This is a genomic window from Arsukibacterium perlucidum DSM 18276 (assembly GCF_000382165.1).
In the GTDB taxonomy this organism is placed as follows: Bacteria; Pseudomonadota; Gammaproteobacteria; order Enterobacterales; family Alteromonadaceae; genus Alishewanella; species Alishewanella perlucidum.
Window position 1 is genome coordinate 24,920 of sequence record NZ_KB907729.1, and the last position, 17,059, is coordinate 41,978.

Consider the following 17,059-nt stretch of genomic DNA (forward strand, 5'->3'; position numbering starts at 1 on the left):
CTACACCACCACCGTCCAGGCGGATGGTAGCTGGAGTGTCGAGGTCGCCGGCAGTGACTTAGCCGCCGATACCGAGTTTGATGTCACCGTCAGCTCATCTGATGCGGCTGGCAATACGGTTGAAAGCATTACCACCTCGACGCATAGCGTTGATGACACCGCTCCATCTCTGGATATCACTACTGGCTCAACTACCTTAGCTGCCAATGAGTCGACCACTGTAACCTTTACCTTTAGTGAGCAAGTTACTGGTTTTGACTTATCAGATATTGTAGTAACAGGCGGAGTTTTAACTGGCTTAACGCAAGATCCAACCAATCCAAATATCTGGACTGCGACTTTCATAGCAAATGGAACAGAAGCAATATCAATAGCGGTTAATAATGGCAGTTACAGCGACTCAGCTGGTAATGCCGGCGCAGGTGACAGCGCGTCAATTAACAATACACCAATTGCTAATAGTTCCAACTTTACTGTCAATGAAGATAATGTATTAACGGCCAGTGTTCTTACAAATGATGTCGACGTTGATGGCAACCCTCTAGTCGTGCAAAGCTTTATTGTAAATGGCGAGACTTATCTTGCCGGTTCCGTGGTTGTCATTGAGAACCAGGGATCTTTACAATTAAACGCCAACGGCGACTTTACCTTTACGCCTGCTGTCAACTGGAGTGGCACGCTGCCAACAGTTACCTACACCATTTCTGATGGCCAGGGTGGTAATTCATCAGCAGCACTTAATATTACTGTTGCACCTGTTGCCGACGCCGCCGTGTTACAAGTTTCAGATGCAGTGTCAACAAAAGTTGGTGCAACCTCTATCACAACAGGCGCTAATGGAACTCTGACTGGTTCAGGCTTAAGCCAGGCTTCGCTTGAGCAGGCATTGGGCCTGGCAAGTGGTTTTCTGGATAGCTTTGCTGCGCCAGCCGGCGCGTTAAATGACCCTGGTAACATTGATGCGATAGATGGAAACTTTACTTCAAGCACGGTCAACCTAAATGCAGGCATGGCTGTTGGCTTCGACTGGCAGTTTATTAACGGCGAGAACCTGATCGCTGAAATACAGAGCGGCTACAACGATTTTGTGTTAGTGATTATCACGGCACCAGATGGTAGCAAGACAACCCAACTGATTACTTCATCTGAATTTTGGGGTGCTGCAGTCAACGGTAATGGCACTTTTAACTTCACCGCCACTCAAGACGGAGAGCACAAGTTTGACTGGGTTATTATAAACGGCAGAGATAGCGGCAAAGATTCTCAGTTAAATTTATCTGCTTCTACTATCACCGTTGATGGTATCACTTACGGCGATATGGTTGATCTAACCATTAATGCTGCTGTAGTTGATGCCAGCGAAAGTCTGTCAATAGCCATTACCGGTGTTCCAGCTGACGCAATACTAACAGCAGGTATTAAAAATGCGGATGGCAGCTGGACGCTAACCCAGGCTGAGCTTGAGGGGTTAAGTATACTTACTCCGGTTGGATACACTGGTCAGTTAAGCTTGACTGTGACCGCAACAACAACGGATGGCGCATCCAGCACATCGGTATCCGACATTATTACCATTGATTTGTCGCAAACAACCAATAGCGTTTTATCAGGTAATGATTCGGCGCAAACCATTACGGGGACTGATGCTGCCGATCTGATTATGGCATATGGCGGTAACGATGTTATTAACGCGGGCCTTGGCAACGACACTATTAATGCGGGAATTGGTAACGATGTGTTAATTGGTGGATTGGGTAATGATACGCTGACAGGGAGTGCGGGCGCGGATGTTTTCGTTTGGAATCTGGGTGACCAGGGTAGCGATACTGCTGCTGTGGATACGATTACTGATTTCAATACGGCAGAGGGCGATGTCATAGACCTGCGAGACTTACTGCAGGGAGAAAATAGCGAAAACATTACTGATTACCTGAGTTTTAGTATTAGCGGCGGAAATACCACCATTAATATTAAGCACACAGGTGCAGGCAGTATTACCCAGCAGATTGTGCTTGAGGGTGTAGACTTAAGTAGTTTTGGTACTGATACTCAGGCCATTATCGACAATCTGATTAACAATGGTCACCTTAGGATTGATGGCTAAATCTACTGTAATTCGTAAAGAGCAGTAAACTAAACAGGCGCATTAAGCGCCTGTTTCTTTATAACTGATTAATTGGCACCTTTAAGTACGTTGTGCCATTTTGCTCAGCCGGCGGCAGCTGGCCGGCGCGAATATTCACCTGCACCGACGGTAATATCAGCCGCGGCATGGCCAGAGTGGCATCACGAGCTTCGCGGCGTTTAACAAAATCAGCCTTACTGACCCCACCACTGACATGAATATTATGCTGCTTTTGCTGGCCGACACTGGTCAGATACTCGTGGTTGCGGCCATCTGGCGGATAATCATGGCAGATATACATTTCAGTATCATCAGGCAGCGCTAATAGCTGCTGGATAGAATCAAATAAGGTTGCGGCGCTACCCCCCGGGAAATCACAACGGGCAGTACCGACATCCGGCAAAAACAGGGTGTCACCAACAAAGGCAGCCTGCCCGTTAATAATGTAAGCCAGATCGGCCGGGGTATGGCCTGGCAAGTGCATCGCCCGGATAGTCATTTCGCCCACCTGCAGGGTGTCGCCATCGGCAAACAAATGGTCGAACTGCGAGCCATTGGGCAGAAATTCTTTTTCCAGGTTAAACACATCTTTAAAAATAGCCTGCACCTGGGTAATTTCAGCACCAATGGCCACCTTTGCACCCAGCTTATTGCGTAAAAACGGCGCCGCTGATAAATGGTCAGCATGAGCATGAGTTTCCAGCAGCCACTCCACCTGCATATTATGCTGCTTCACATAAGCCAGCATCTTTTCGGCACTGGCCGTGCTGGTGCGGCCGGCTTTATAGTCAAAGTCCAGTACCGGATCAATGATCACAGCTTTGCTGGTGGCGTTATCACTCACCACATAGCTGAAAGTTTCACTGTCGTTATCTAAAAAAGCCTGTACCTGATAACTCATAATGGTTGCTCTCCAAATGTGTTACTAAATCATCTGATAATAAGTATATACTAATATAGTATAAGCTTATAACAATTTGAAATAACTTTAACTGATTAAATTCATCATTAAAACCACTTAAAAGCTGAAAACCTTTATCTCAGGCGATAACATCAGACCAGCAATATCATCAGGCCGCGCCGCAATGACATAGTAATTCACTCTGCTTGATAACAAAATTTCAGGGTTAGTTGGCAGGGACTTGCCAGGCCACGCCGGCCGGTACCCGGTAACTCCAGGGTAGGCCGGAGTTGCGCCAGCCATCGACTGCCCGCACGCCTTGCGACGGCCCTTGTTTCAGGGTATTACCTTCAAAGCCGTCAGTAACAGACCAGACATTGCTGTAACCGTAATCTGCTAACCGGTCGACGGCCGGCGCACTGCGGGTGGCACCGCTGCGGCACATTATGATAATGGGGGTATTTTTACTGGCGCCCAGAGCAGCCAGGCGGCTAAGCAGCTGCTGGTCAAAATCCGGGTTCGGCCGCATTGGCCAGCTTTGGCTTTGCTCACTCCAGTTACGGGTATCGGTAAGCTGCCAGGGCACATGAATTTTGGTCGGGGTGGCAAAACCGGTGAATTTAATTTCGACCGGATCGCGCACATCGACCAGAATGGCATCCGGCTGTTGCTGCAGCATCTGGTAGGCCTCCACTGCATTAACATAGAGCCCTAATTTACTTTTAGTCAAATCCTGCGCCCACGCTGTGATGCCAGTAAAACAACTGGCTGCCAGTAAACCGGCCATCAATAGTTTCTTCATAGTGGCACTCCTTCTCTGACTTATTGCTCTCAACTTTTAGCCAGGCCAGACGCTTAAAGTGCTAGCTGCTGCCACTGCCGGCTGCTTATAAAAGCCGGAGCCTGATGCAATAACACTAAAACAAATTTACCGGCCAGCCACGGCTGGATGTTGGCCCATAAACGATCGGCCATAGCGTCATCCAGACCATTAAAAGGTTCGTCCAGCACCACCAGTTGTGGTGAGCGCAGTAATAACCGGGCCAGACACAACCGCCTGGCCTGGCCACCCGACAGCTGCTGTCCGGTATCGCCCAGCCAGCTATCCAGGCCCTGTGGTAAAGCCTGGGCCCAGTCAGCCAGTTCAACCTGTGCCAGCACCTGCCACAGCTTCGCATCGCTTATATCAGACAGCCCCAGGGTTAAATTGGCATACAGGGTGTCGGCCAATACGCTGTTCTGTTGGCTAAGGCAGGCACTGTGTTGCTGCATGGCTGACTCAGCAGCTGCCATTACCTGCTGCTGATCGATGTTGTAGTGACAACGGGCGCCAGCAGCTTCCGCCTCTGCCAGGGTTTCGGCCAGCAGCAAGCCGGCCAGGGTTGATTTACCACTTCCCGAGCGGCCGCTCACCAACCACCAGGGTTGCTGAGAACTAAAATCCAGTTGTAAGGGCACGGCCTGACTGGATGGCAGCCTGGGGTGAGCGGTCACCGTTAATTGCAGATGATGCCAGGGCGTTACTGGCAAAACCGAGGGCACAGAAACGGCTGGTAGTTGCTGCTGCGCCAGCGGATAAAGCCGCCCAGCGGCAAACCGGGTTTTACCCAGCTGGCTCAGCTGGCCGGGCAGTAACTGCAATAATTCGCCCAGCGCAAATACCGCCAGTACCAGCATCACGGCGATCGGCGCACTTAGCAAACCCGCGTTAAAGCCCGCTAAAGCCAGCAATGCTGCCAATACCACCTGCACACTGTGCAGACCATTCACCGCTAGCTGGGCATTAGCCTGCTGGCGGGCTATCTGCTGCTGCAGCTGGCCAAGTGTATGGCTGAACTGCAGCAATGCTTGCTGCTGGTGCCCCTGTAAGCGGGCAGCCGTTAACTCAGGCAGCCCCTGTAAATAGTTAATTACCGCAAGCCTGGCCTGATTAAACTCTGCCGCCAGTTGCTGACTAAGCGGCTGCTGATAGCGGATTAACAAGCTGAATATAATGCCGCAGCCAAACAGGCATAACAGCAGCAATAACAATGCGGCTGGCCCGGACCAGATACTGATCACAGCGCTTAGCAGCAATAAACTCAGTAACGCAGACAGCGGCGGTAACAGCAAGCGCAATAGCAGGTTATCCAGGCTTTCCAGATCTGCTGTCAGCCGGCTAAGCCAGTCAGCATTGGTTTGCTGAGCCATTGCCGTCGGGCTGAGACTGGCCAGTCCCTGAAACAACTGCTGGCGCACCAGTGCCAGTTGCCGCAGCACTGAATCATGGTTGTACAGCCGCTCCAGATAACGGCTGACGGTGCGGCCCAGTGCGAAAAAGCGGATACCACTGCCGGGTAAATACACATCCAGCGCCAGCATCGCCCCTGCTGCAACGCTGATCCCGGCCAGCGCAGTTGCGGTAATAAACCAACCCGACAAGCCCAGCAATGCCAGCCCGAAAGCGGCCGTGGCAAATGCCAGCAGCGCACCGGTGCCTATGCGTCGGCGCTGCTGCCACAGTAGCTTTTTACTCCAGTAGGCCAGCGTACCGGCTTTGGCCTGGCGCTTGTCAGCGGCTGAGTTGGCGTTCACGCCTTCACGCTTCATGCTGCACCTGCGATAATGCTGTCGCTGTGGTTAACTCAGTTGCTGTGTCTTTGGTTGCAGCAGTAAGCTGCCAATGCTGATCGGCCAGCGCCTGCAGCGCCGGATCGTGGCTGACGATAATCAAGATAGTGTTCGGTTTTAACTGGCGCAGCACATTAATCACAATATCCTGGCTCTCGTTATCTAAGCTGGCAGTAGGTTCATCCAGCAACACCACTGCCGTTGGCGCCAACAACACCCGGGCCAGTTGCACGCGTTGCAGCTGACCACCGGATAGCCCCTGCCCCTGCTCGCCTATCTGGCGGTGCAGGCCGGTATCTGCGATCAGCTCAGCCAGGCCAAGTTCACTGAGCACCTGGCGCATTTGCGGCTCTGTTGCCTCAGGCGCCAGCAACCGCAGGTTATCAGCCCAGCTGCCGGCAATAAGCCACGGCTGCTGTGGCAGGTAAGCCATAACCTGGCTCGCCAGCTCCTGTTGGTTTAAGCGGACACTGCCGCTGCAGGCAGGCAACAGGCCTGCCAGCGTCTGCAAAATAGTGGTTTTACCCAGCCCCGAGCTGCCACTGATCAGTAAACACTGGCCGGTGTGCAGCCTGGCGTTTAAGCCAGCCTGCAGCCGGGCTGCACCCGGATAGCCAACGGCTAACTGACTAATCAGCAGTTGCTGAACAATTGGTGCTGCCGGTGTTGTGGTGGTTGCAGTATCTGCTGCAGTAGGTTGAAAGTCGCTGCGGCTAAGCAGTGGCGCTAACTGGTTAGCCGCGGCCAACGCTGATGCCTTGTCATGATAAAATTGGGCAAAACTGCGCAGCGGCTGGAAAAATTCCGGCGCCAGCAACAAAATAAATAAGCCGGAAAACAAGGTTAGCCCCGCCGCCGGGCCCCAGTTAATTGCCCCTAACAAACCAAAGCCGATATACAGCGCAACACTGGCAATGGCCACGCTGCTGAAAAACTCCAGCACGGCTGAGGATAAAAACGCGACTTTCAACGTGCGCATCACCACCTGGCGGTACTGATCACTGCGGCTGGCCACTTCGGTCCGGCTGGCGGCCACAGCCTGCAGTCGTTTAATGGTGGCAAGCTGACGAATTCGGTCTAAAAAATGGCCAGCCAAACGTTGGCGTAATAAAAAATGCCGCTGATTAAGCTGTTCAGCCCCCATGCCAACCAGTGCCATAAACAGCGGGATCAGCGGCGCACTAAATAGCAACAGCAAGCCGGCCAGCCAGTCGGTATAAAATACCGCCAGCAGGATCAGCAACGGCGCCAGCACTGTTAAATATTGCTGCGGCCAGTAACGGGCTAAATAGCCATCGAAGGCGTCAACATCTTCCAGCCATTGACTGGCCAGTGCAGCAGGTGAATGCTGTGCCAGCTGATACACCGGACGATGCTGCCAGCTTTGCAGCAAGGCCCGGCGCAGGGCTTGCCGGCCAGCAGCGCTGGCATTACTGGCAAGTAATTCCTGAGCACGCAGTAACACTAAACGCAGTAACATCGCGGCCACTAACGCCGCCAGTAGCGCAGGCGATAACGTTAAGCCTGGTGTGGCCAGCAGCCCCTGATAAAGCAAGGTACACAGCAAATACCACTGCGCAATTAAGCATGTTGTCGCCAGGACGCCACAGGCTACGGTCAGCCGCAGCCAGCGTTGTTGCTGCTGGCTGAGAAAGCGCAGCAGCTCTGGCCCACTGCTGAAATCAGCAGCCATAGCGGCTATACCAGGCAAAACAGTTAATGATAACCACCTGCTTTAACTTTGCCTCTGAATATCCAGTAAGTCCAGGCGGTATAAGCCAGCACTATTGGTATCACAAACAGGAAGCCCAGCAGCAGGAATAACTGCGATTCAAATGCTGATGCGGCATCGTACAGAGTGTAATTTGGCGGCACCATATAAGGCCATTTACTGGCTAACAAGCCTAAGTAAGTAAACAGAAACAAACCCATGGTGGCGACAAAAGGCATGCCTTCCTGGCCTTTTCGCAACGCTTTAAAAATAGTGAAAGCACAATACAACGCCAGCACCGGCAATAACCAGATAGCACTGAAGCCGCTGAACCAGCGTTCTTTAACATAGGGGTCAACAAAGGGCGTGTAAACACTGATTATCGCAAATACCACCAGCACCATTAACAATAAACGTGGCGCCAGCTTGTATGCCCACTGCTGCACTTCACCTTCCGATTTCATAATCAGCCAGGTGGCGCCTAACAGCGCGTAACCGGCTACCAGCCCCAGCCCGGTGATCACGGTAAACGGGGTCAACCAGTCCATCGAACCGCCAACATAACGGAAGTTCTCGGTCTCAAAGCCCTGAATGTAAGCACCAACTACCGCGCCCTGGGCAAAAGCAGCCACAGTCGAGCCGCCGGCAAAGGCCCAGTTCCACAGGTACTTTGAGGTTTTCGCTTTAAAGCGAAACTCAAAAGCGACACCTCGGAAAATCAAGCCCGCCAGCAGTAAAAACACCCCGATGTACAAGGCCGGTAAAAACACTGAGTACACCAGCGGGAAGGCCGCCAGCAGGCCGGCACCACCGAGCACCAGCCAGGTTTCATTGCCATCCCATACCGGGGCGACCGAATTCATCATGACATCGCGGTGATGCTCGTCCGGAGCAAACGGGAACAAAATGCCCTGGCCCAAATCGAAACCATCCATCAACACATACATCATTACCCCAAAGGCAATGATGCCGGCCCAGATTAATGTTAAATCAAATGGCTGTTCCATTAGTTGTCTCCTTCTTCCAGGCTGGCATGGGCGGCAGAAAAAGGCCGCTTCGGACGTTCAAACTCTTGCTGCTCGTGCGGCTGGTTGGCTTTTTCAATCCCACCACGGAATACTTTCAGCAAGTAATACACCCCGGCACTGAATACCAGCGCATACACCACGATGTAGCCAATCAGGGTAAACAATGCCATACCGCCAGTCAGGGACGGCGTTAAGCCCTCGGCGTGGGTCATCTTCTCGTAAATTAACCAGGGCGCCCGGCCTGATTCTGTTACCACCCACCCTGCCAACACAGCAATAAAGGGGCTTAAGCTCATCAGACGCAGGCCTTGCAAGAAGCTGCGGCTATGCTGGTATTTGCCTTTGTAACGCAACAGCAAGCCCCAGATAGCAAACACCACCATTAACAATCCCATGGCTACCATGATCCGGAACGACCAGAACACAATAAACACCGGTGGTTGCATCTCTGGCGCCACTTCGTTTAAGCCCGGCACTTCGCCGTCCCAGTCGTGGGTGAGAATATAGCTGGCCAGCTTTGGTACTGACAATTCAAAATGATTGGTTTGCGCCTGCTGATCCGGAATAGCAAACAGGATCAGCGGCACCCCTTCTGCCGTTTGCCAGTTACCTTCCATCGCCGCCACTTTCATCGGCTGGTGTTTTAAGGTATTTAAACCGTGAAAATCACCGACGACCACCTGCAACGGCGCCAAAATTAACAACATCCACAGTGCAATCGACAAGGCTTTGCGATTAGTGGCAAATTCACGTTTTTGCAGGATAAACCAGGCACTGACCCCAGCAACTACCAGGGCTGCCGTCAAAAATGATGCCAGCGCCATATGAATAAAGCGGTAGGCAAACGACGCGGTAAACAGCGCATCGGCCCATGACACCACATGATACATGCCGTTACGCAACTCCAGGCCATCGGGGGTTTGCATTAACGAGTTAGCCGACAAAATCCAGAATGAGGAAATAAAGGTACCCAGCGCCACCATAATCGCTGCAAATAAGTGCACACCCTGCGGCACTTTATCGCGGCCAAACAGCAGCACCCCTAAAAATGCTGCTTCCAGGAAAAAGGCGGTAATCACTTCATAACTGAGTACCGGTCCCAGGAAGTTAGCGGTAGCATAGGAAAAGTTACTCCAGTTAGTACCAAACTGGAACGACATCACGATGCCCGATACCACGCCCATGCCGAATACCACGGCAAACACCTGGATCCAGAATTTCGATAACTTTTGCCATAAAGGGTTACCGGTTTTAAAGGATAATGCCTCCAGCACAGCAATAAAGCTGGCCAGGCCAATGGTAAATACCGGGAAAATAGCGTGAAAACACACCACAAACGCAAACTGAATGCGTGAGAGCAATAGCGGGTCGAGTTCTATATCTACTCCTGAGTAAAGCAATAACAAAGATTTTGTCGTGATAGTATAACAATAGTAGTTTAAATTATTCTTATATAAGGGTGCGACATATTGACGCAGATCAGCTTTAGTACCAATAGCATAGTCGCTATTGAGCTTAAGCCGGACTATCTTCAATAAGGAACAACTAATTTCTAGGGTAGCATATGAAAAAAAATGTTGGTGGCATAGATAAAGTCATTCGGATTATTGCCGGCGTAGTGTTAATTGCTCTGGCAGCAACCGGTACTGTTGGTTTATGGGGCTGGATAGGTGTAGTGCCTTTACTGACAGGGTTATTTAACTTTTGCCCGCTGTATAGCGTGCTGGGGATGAAGACCTGTAAAATATAAGCGCAATATGTTGGTTACTCAGGAGCCCCGCTAAGTGGCCGGCCCTGAGTAACGGTTCTTGCATAAAAAAATTAACTGATCCGAAAACGACGGCTTTCATCACGTAATTGCTCAGCCATTCGCTCTAACTCAGCGGATGTGGCATCGGCTTCCTGTGAACGCTGCTTGGTTTCTATCGTTAAACTATTTACCCGCAACAGATTCTGATCCATTTCTTTCACTACGCTACTTTGTTCTTCAGTGGCACTGGCAATTTGCAGCGTCATATCACTGATTGTACTTACCGATTGCATAATATCGGTTAGCGCCTCGCCGGCCTCATCTGCCATCGCCACACCCCGCTTCGCTTTGTCGACGCCAGCATCCATGGTTTTAACCGCATTTGCCGCACTTTGCTGTAATCGATCAATCAGATTTTTGATCTCGGTAGTTGAAGTTTGTGTTCTGGCAGCAAGGGTACGCACTTCATCTGCTACCACGGCAAAACCCCGCCCCTGCTCACCGGCTCTGGCCGCTTCTATTGCAGCATTGAGTGCCAGTAAGTTTGTTTGCTCGGCAATAGCCTGAATAGTGTCAAGGATGGCTCCAATATTCTGGCTTTCCTGCTGAACGGTCTGAATAGTACCGGAAGCATTATCCACTTCTTTGGCAATCTCGTTAATGGCATTTATCACCGAGCGCACTTTCAATTGTCCTTGCTGGGCATACTGCTCAGACTGCCCGGTCGCATCTGAGGTATTCTGGGCATGCCTGGCGACCTCTGCAATTGTCGCCGCCATTTCATTCATTGCAGTCGCCAGTTGCTCTATTTCTGCCGCCTGGCGTTGCAAATCAATATCGGTACGGCTGGTTATATCGGATACCCGCGCCGAGCTTTCGGCCACTTTGTCTGATTTATCCAGCAAATTCCGGATCAGATTACGTAGTTGCTGTTGCATGGTATTAAAGGCAGATGACGCCAATCCAACCTCGTCGGCACTGTTTACGGTTAGTGCCGGCTGTGCAAGGTTACCAGCAGCAATCTGTTCCGCATGCTGAGTAAGTGCTTTCATTGGCAATGACACAACCCGGCGCAACCACAAACCGGATAAAATTGCAGCAATGATTGTCAGCACCATCGCCGCCCAGACCAGGCGCATAGCATTACGATCTGTCACTTCGGCTCTGGCGATGATTGCATTGCGCTCTTGCTGAAAGATGGTGTACACCTTTTTCAGCGACTGCTGAACCTTGGTCAACGAAGGAAGCGTATCCTGTTGGTAAATACTAAAACGTTGATCGCCACTAGTGCTGCTGATTTGCTGTGCGCTCGCATGCAACTGCTTGTGCGGCAAAGCAATAGCATCAATTGCACTGCGCAGCTCATTGCTGCCGGTTGTATAGGCCTCTGACTCAATAAAGTCATCATACCAGCGGCCAAATGCACACTGATGCGGGTCAAGCTGACCACTAAATGGCTGATTTACTAGCAGGCTATTGGCCAGCTGGTTAACCCAAACCAAATGATCGATCTCTCTTTCCAGCTGAAGTACAGCCAGATTGCGCTTTGCAGCGGCAGCAGCCCTGGCATCATTCATTGCCAGCTGCGCCAGCTGCACAACAACGGCCACCAGCAGCATCAACACGCTTAATACGCCGAAGCTGATAAAAAGCTTTTTGCCAACAGATAAAGAGGAGTTTGCAACTCGTATATTGACCATAACTATTCCTGAATCAACGTTATAAGACACTTTAAACCTTTCATATTAGCAAACTTTCATATTTAGTGATTTGTTTTAACGCAATGTTCTAACAAAAATTCAGTTTTCACTTGCGAAACATGCCAGCAAGGCTTGGCGCCTTACACCTGGCAACTGGTGCAAAAACTGGGCCGTGGCACGGCTATTTTCACCCAGCCAGCCATGCCGATTAAATGTGCCGGCGCACCACAAAAAGCGATGTATCTGTCTTGCGACTACTGGTTACGACAGCAGCACCTGAGTAACATAAATGTTGAATTTTGCAGTGCCGGTACCGCCTTGTTTGAGGTGGCCGACTATGTCCCGGCACTACAGCAGTACATAGCAAAATACCAGATTAAACTTAACCTGCAAACGAACCTGCAAGCTGTTGATGCTGCCAGCAAAACCGCTACCTTTAAGCACACCCTGGCGGATGGCAGCACTGAACTGCAGCAAAAGCAGTTTGACATGCTGCACGTTACCCCGCCTCAGGTTGCCCCTGATGTGATCAGGCAAAGCCCGTTAGCTGACAACGCTGGCTGTTAAAAGAAAAAATGCTGCCACCACTATACTGGCACGCTATGCTGAAAGGCCGGGAATGGCTGGCCGGGCCGCTTTATCCGGACAATCTGCCAATAGACCGCCATACCAGGTCAGGCGCTGACATCACTGCCGGCCAGGTTGACCCTTTAGTTAAACGAGGATGAAAAAATGCGCCATATTATTTATCTGTTGTTAAGCCTGACTAGTCTGGCAGTAGCAGCGGACAGCCCCAACCTTAGCGAGCTGCAGGCAGATGCCCAGCAGCGGATTAAAGGTTTTTCCGGTGATCTGAAATCAGCGTTGCAAGCGGCGATCAGTAGCGGCGGCCTGCCCGATGGCGTAAAGGTGTGTAAAGACCAGGCGCCGCGAATAGCCGAAAAATGGTCAGGTGACGGCTGGCAGATTGGCCGCACCAGTTTAAAGGTCCGCAATAGCAGTAATCAGGCCGATGCCTGGGAGCAGCAGCTATTGCTGGATTACATGGCGAAACTTACCAGTGGCACTAAGCCGGCGCAGCTGAAACGTGCTGAAATCGTCAGCAACGGCGACACTGAGGTATTTCGCTATATGCAACCGATTATGCTCGATACCATGTGTGTGGCTTGCCATGGTAGCCAGTTAGCCAAACCGGTACAACAACAGATCCAGCAGCACTACCCTGCCGATTTAGCTACTGGCTATAGTCCGGGTGAGCTGCGCGGGGCTTTTACTGTTAAAAAGCAGCTGTAACGCGCCAGCCTGACGCAGAGCAGGTCATTTCAACATGGCCGCTCTGTATCAGCATAATGTTAGGCATAATACACCACCAGCAGATAAATCATAGTTAACCCCACGCCATAGGCCAGGCCCATATCGCGGAAGGTCTCGTAGGTTATTTGCCACTCACCATCCCACTAAATGCTTACCGCGTCAGTATCCCTCTGTGCACTGATCAACTGCTGCACCATCGCTGGCATTTGCTGGTTTAGCCGGGTGCGGATATCCAGCATACCGTATAGCGGGCTGTCGCTAAAACGCACAATCACCGCCCCCTGCGGCACTAACAACCATTTCATTTTTTTCTCCGTCGCAGCAGCGCTGTGGCCACAGCTTGCCTAGTCTTTGTCTTTAGTGCGGTGAATGCCAATGGCACCCAGCACATATTTTTCGTAAATGGGTTCACTGGTACCGTGTTTCACTTTGTATAAAAAGTACTTCTCAAACGCCACTTTCGCCACATGCACCCACTTACCCATCGAGGTCCAGCTGGTATTACGTGGTGGGTTTTGCGGCAGTGCCACAAAGGCAGCACCTTTGTCGCCCATGTCGGCCAGGCAAATAGCATTCAGGGTTGGCCGGGTCGCCATCGGTTGGCCCTGCTCCAGACTGAGAATATTTTCGACGATACTGGTGGTCATCGATTCAATCATAAAACCGGTTTTCGGCGCGCCTACCGGAACTGCTGTCACTTCAAGTGGTGGTATGGCTACACAAACCCCGGCAGCAAAAATATTGCGGTGGGCTTTACTGCACTGAAACTCGTCGGTGAGCACAAAGCCTTTTTCGTTGCACAGCCCCGGTACTGCAGCAATTGCCTCTGAGCCACGGAATGACGGTATAAACATAGCCAGCTTAAACGGCAACTGATGGCTGAAGTCGACCTCGCCTTTGCGGCTGATTTCATCAACCGAAGCCTGATGCTGTTCAAATTGGTTAATGCGGGCATTGCAGATCCATTTAATATCGCGCTGGCGGAACTCGTGTTCCATCATAGTTTTAGAGTCGCCGACGCCGCCCAACCCCATATGGCCGATATAGGGTTCACTGGTAACAAAGGTAATAGGCACCCTGTCGCGGATTTTTTTCTTACGCAGTAAATGCTCCAGCGTTAGCACATATTCGTAAGCCGGGCCAAAGCAGCTTGCGCCCTGCATAGCTCCCACCAGCACCGGACCAGGTGATTCAAGCAGTTTTAGATAGGCATCATAAGCCTTGACTGCATGATCAACGTGGCAAATGGACTGCGTAAACTGTTCAGGACCGGCACCGGGTACCAGCTCAAACGCCAGCCTGGGACCGGTACATAATACCAGATAATCATATTGCCATTGCTGGCCGTCACCGCTGGTCAGGCTGTTATTGGCGGCATCAATCCGGCTAACGCCGCTACTGTTGAACGAGATCTGATACTTTTCAGCATAAGGCGTAATATCCAATACCACCTTATCCCGCGTGCGCTCACCCAGTGCTACCCAGGGGTTTGACGGCACAAACTGAAACTCAGCGCCTTCACCAATTAACATCACCTCATGATCTTTAGCCAGTTTTTGCCGCAGTTCGTAAACTACCGACATACCACCTAAACCTGCGCCAACGACAATAGTACGTTTCATATTATCTACCCCGGCAAAATTAGAACTTACTTGTATACATCGGTAAGTTTAGCTGAGTTGTAGAGATAAGTGGCTTTATCAAAGGAAAGCTTGTTCCAGCACAAACTTTTGTCTTGTCAGCAAAACAGCTACCTTTAAGCATACCCTGACGAATGGCAGCACTGAACTGCAGCATACCCCCAACGCCATGCCAAACCCAGTTGTAACTTTGATGATTAAGTTAGTTAAAACTGCCAGTTCATATTCAGCCATAAGGTGCGGCCGGCTTCATTGATCTGGGCGACAGGCAAGAAGCCGCTGACCATGGCTCCCGCTTTACTAAGATGTTCGTGATACTGCTGATCTGTCAGGTTGTCAATGCCGGCCGCTAGCGTGAACATGCTGCTGTAGCGCCAGCCGGCATGCCAGGATAACACCCCAAAACCGGGGCTTGCCGCTATATCGGTACCCACAATATTACCCTGCCCAGGGGCAACCCGCTGCTGTGCCGCAACCAGACGCCATAACACACCTGAGTACCAGTTTTGCTGGTCATAATTTAGTGCCAGTTTTGCTTCCAGCGGTGGCTGCTGTGCCAGTGGCAGATTGTCGGTATAATTTTTTCCCCTGACGTAAGCCAGTGCCAGGCTACTTTGCCAGTGGTTGTTAAAGCGGTAACTCAGATCCAGCTCTGCACCAACAGAACGGGCATCAATATTCCGGCTGACCGTTAAACGTTGCATGCCCAGTGTCCAGTTTTGCTGCGACAACAGATAATCGTCGATAGTATTGGCAAATAACGATAAGCCCAGTTGCCAGGCACGATGCTGATAGATCAGCCCCAGGTCCAGTTGCGTGGTGAGTTCAGGTTTAATATAAAATGCACTGATACTTTGCTCTGCGGCTCTGCCGGCACCGGCCAGCTCCCAGTAGTCAGGAAAACGTTCGTTGTAGCCCAGCCCCAGATACCATTGCCAGCCAGCCAGCTGCTGCTGATAGCGGATAAACCCCGCTTTCAGATAATCATCCCGTTGCTTACCAAAACTGGGGTTAGGCTGCTGTTGCGCCATGCTGACAAGTAACGGCCGGCTATCAGTAGCCTGCCAGTAATCCAGCCGGGCACCGGCGATCAGCTGGCCACTATCGTTAAGCTGGTACTCCAGCTCGCTGAACAACCCCAGCTGAGTGAAGCGGACATCTTGCTGCCTTGGCCGTTGCTGATAGGGCATCATTTGCTGATTCATACTTCCGCGAATTCGATGAATATTGCGGGCAGCATCCAGCCCCAACTGCCAGTTGATGTCATCATGCAGCTGCCATTCGGTAAATAAACGCCCGCCAAGGGTGCGGCGGTCCGGGTTGCTGGCGCTGGGGTTGGCCATCATCATACCGGGAGTAAAGGTGCGCAGACTGAAGTTGTCCATCACATGGTCGATGTAATTGTAATACCACTGCACATCCAAACGTTGCAGATAGCGGTTAAGTGCGCTCAGCGACCATTTCAAACCAAGGTTTTGCCGCTTAAATACACTACCGTCCATTAACCGGTCGGCATAAGCCGCTTCACCGTCACTATGGCCAAATTTAAGCAGCAGGGTGTTGTCATCGGATGGTGTATAGCCCAGCTCTAACTGGGAACTCCAACGCTGATAGGCCGAATGAATACGCTGGCCACTGCCATCCCGGTAATCATCAGAGCGGGCGCCAGTTGCAATTGCCCTGGCAAAGCCGCTGCTATTACCGCCAGTGACATCAAGCGCACTGTCAAAGCGGCCGGCACTGGCACCGGTAGCATTGACACTGCCGCTAACGCCGGGCTGAGTAAGACGGGAGTTATCCCGCTCAAATAACACTGTGGCAGCACTGCTGCCGGGGCCGTAAATGACCGTTTGCGGGCCTTTAATAATGGTCAGTTTATCGTAAGCTTGCGGCGCAATGTAGGCGGTGGGCGGGTCCATCCGGCTACCACAGCCGCCCAGCAACATATCACCATCAGTCAGAATATTTAGTCTGGAGCCGGCCATTCCCCGAAACAGCGGGTCACTGCTGGCACCACCTTTACGAATGGTGCTAAAGCCGGTGATACTGCGCAGGTAGTCGGCACCATCATGCGCGGGCAAAGGCTGGCGTGGCTTTTTGGGGTCGGTTACCACAATAAGTGGGTCCTGCATGGCGACTGTAGTCACCACGATATGTTCAATATCGCTGTTATCATCATTCACATTAAGTGTGGACGCCAGCGTGGCCGATAACGGCACCACCAGCCAGATGATACCGGCAATAATCAGATAACCTGTTTTAACCGCTGCCATTTCAACC

The 17,059-nt window shown here is 51.4% G+C and carries 15 protein-coding genes; 5 read left to right on the forward strand and 10 right to left on the reverse strand.

All coding sequences use genetic code 11. The features are described from left to right. Positions 1–2,104 (forward strand): type I secretion C-terminal target domain-containing protein (locus H141_RS20525; protein ID WP_019677402.1); only part of this gene is annotated, 2,104 nt, incomplete at its 5' end. 58 nt (positions 2,105–2,162) lie between these two features. On the opposite strand, the gene H141_RS0116565 is transcribed toward H141_RS20525, so the two are convergent. The 6 genes from H141_RS0116565 to H141_RS0116590 form a co-directional block, all read right to left on the reverse strand. Next, complete coding sequence (locus tag H141_RS0116565; RefSeq protein WP_019677403.1) at positions 2,163–3,026, reverse strand: MBL fold metallo-hydrolase; 864 nt, start codon at positions 3,024–3,026, stop codon at positions 2,163–2,165. A 226-nt stretch (positions 3,027–3,252) separates the two neighbouring features. After that, complete coding sequence (locus tag H141_RS0116570; RefSeq protein WP_019677404.1) at positions 3,253–3,828, reverse strand: rhodanese-like domain-containing protein; 576 nt, start codon at positions 3,826–3,828, stop codon at positions 3,253–3,255. Positions 3,829–3,881: 53 nt separating this feature from the next. Next, positions 3,882–5,615 carry an ATP-binding cassette domain-containing protein gene (locus H141_RS20530; protein WP_019677405.1) on the reverse strand — a complete coding sequence of 578 codons (1,734 nt, stop codon included), beginning with the start codon at positions 5,613–5,615 and terminating at the stop codon, positions 3,882–3,884. Next, entirely contained in the window at positions 5,605–7,329 is a 1,725-nt protein-coding gene (gene cydD, locus H141_RS0116580; RefSeq protein ID WP_019677406.1) for a thiol reductant ABC exporter subunit CydD, read from the reverse strand. The genes H141_RS20530 and cydD overlap by 11 nt, the downstream gene beginning before the upstream one ends. A gap of 23 nt (positions 7,330–7,352) precedes the next feature. Beyond that, entirely contained in the window at positions 7,353–8,354 is a 1,002-nt protein-coding gene (cydB, locus tag H141_RS0116585; protein ID WP_019677407.1) for a cytochrome d ubiquinol oxidase subunit II, read from the reverse strand. Then, a complete protein-coding gene (locus H141_RS0116590; RefSeq protein WP_026349515.1) occupies positions 8,354–9,754 on the reverse strand; it encodes a cytochrome ubiquinol oxidase subunit I in 1,401 nt (466 codons plus the stop codon). The genes cydB and H141_RS0116590 overlap by 1 nt, the downstream gene beginning before the upstream one ends. Positions 9,755–9,939: 185 nt before the next feature. On the opposite strand from H141_RS0116590, the gene H141_RS0116595 reads away from it, so the two are divergent. Then, positions 9,940–10,125 carry a YgaP family membrane protein gene (locus H141_RS0116595; RefSeq protein WP_019677409.1) on the forward strand — a complete coding sequence of 62 codons (186 nt, stop codon included), beginning with the start codon at positions 9,940–9,942 and terminating at the stop codon, positions 10,123–10,125. A gap of 71 nt (positions 10,126–10,196) precedes the next feature. On the opposite strand, the gene H141_RS20535 is transcribed toward H141_RS0116595, so the two are convergent. After that, the gene (locus H141_RS20535; protein ID WP_019677410.1) at positions 10,197–11,825 is read right to left on the reverse strand and encodes a methyl-accepting chemotaxis protein; all 1,629 of its coding nucleotides are present in this window, start codon (positions 11,823–11,825) and stop codon (positions 10,197–10,199) included. A 132-nt stretch (positions 11,826–11,957) separates the two neighbouring features. Here H141_RS20535 and H141_RS21535 point away from each other — a divergent pair, with 132 nt between their 5' ends. From H141_RS21535 to H141_RS0116615, 3 genes are read left to right on the forward strand one after another with little or no spacing between them, the layout of a single operon-like run. Next, positions 11,958–12,392, forward strand: coding sequence for a hypothetical protein (locus H141_RS21535; protein ID WP_019677411.1), 435 nt, complete (start codon positions 11,958–11,960; stop codon positions 12,390–12,392). A gap of 8 nt (positions 12,393–12,400) precedes the next feature. Continuing rightward, a complete protein-coding gene (locus H141_RS21810; protein ID WP_205620417.1) occupies positions 12,401–12,553 on the forward strand; it encodes a hypothetical protein in 153 nt (50 codons plus the stop codon). 4 nt (positions 12,554–12,557) lie between these two features. Next, entirely contained in the window at positions 12,558–13,118 is a 561-nt protein-coding gene (locus H141_RS0116615) for a Tll0287-like domain-containing protein (protein WP_019677413.1), read from the forward strand. A 164-nt stretch (positions 13,119–13,282) separates the two neighbouring features. Here the strand turns inward: H141_RS0116615 and H141_RS21670 are convergent, their stop codons facing one another. The 3 genes from H141_RS21670 to H141_RS0116635 all read right to left on the reverse strand — a co-directional run bounded on the left by H141_RS21670 (position 13,283) and on the right by H141_RS0116635 (position 17,052). Next, complete coding sequence (locus tag H141_RS21670) at positions 13,283–13,444, reverse strand: hypothetical protein (protein ID WP_019677414.1); 162 nt, start codon at positions 13,442–13,444, stop codon at positions 13,283–13,285. A gap of 39 nt (positions 13,445–13,483) precedes the next feature. Next, on the reverse strand, positions 13,484–14,761 hold the full coding sequence (locus H141_RS0116625) for an NAD(P)/FAD-dependent oxidoreductase (protein ID WP_019677415.1): 1,278 nt from the start codon (positions 14,759–14,761) through the stop codon (positions 13,484–13,486). A 224-nt stretch (positions 14,762–14,985) separates the two neighbouring features. Beyond that, a complete protein-coding gene (locus H141_RS0116635; RefSeq protein WP_019677417.1) occupies positions 14,986–17,052 on the reverse strand; it encodes a TonB-dependent copper receptor in 2,067 nt (688 codons plus the stop codon). Positions 17,053–17,059: the final 7 nt, after the last annotated feature.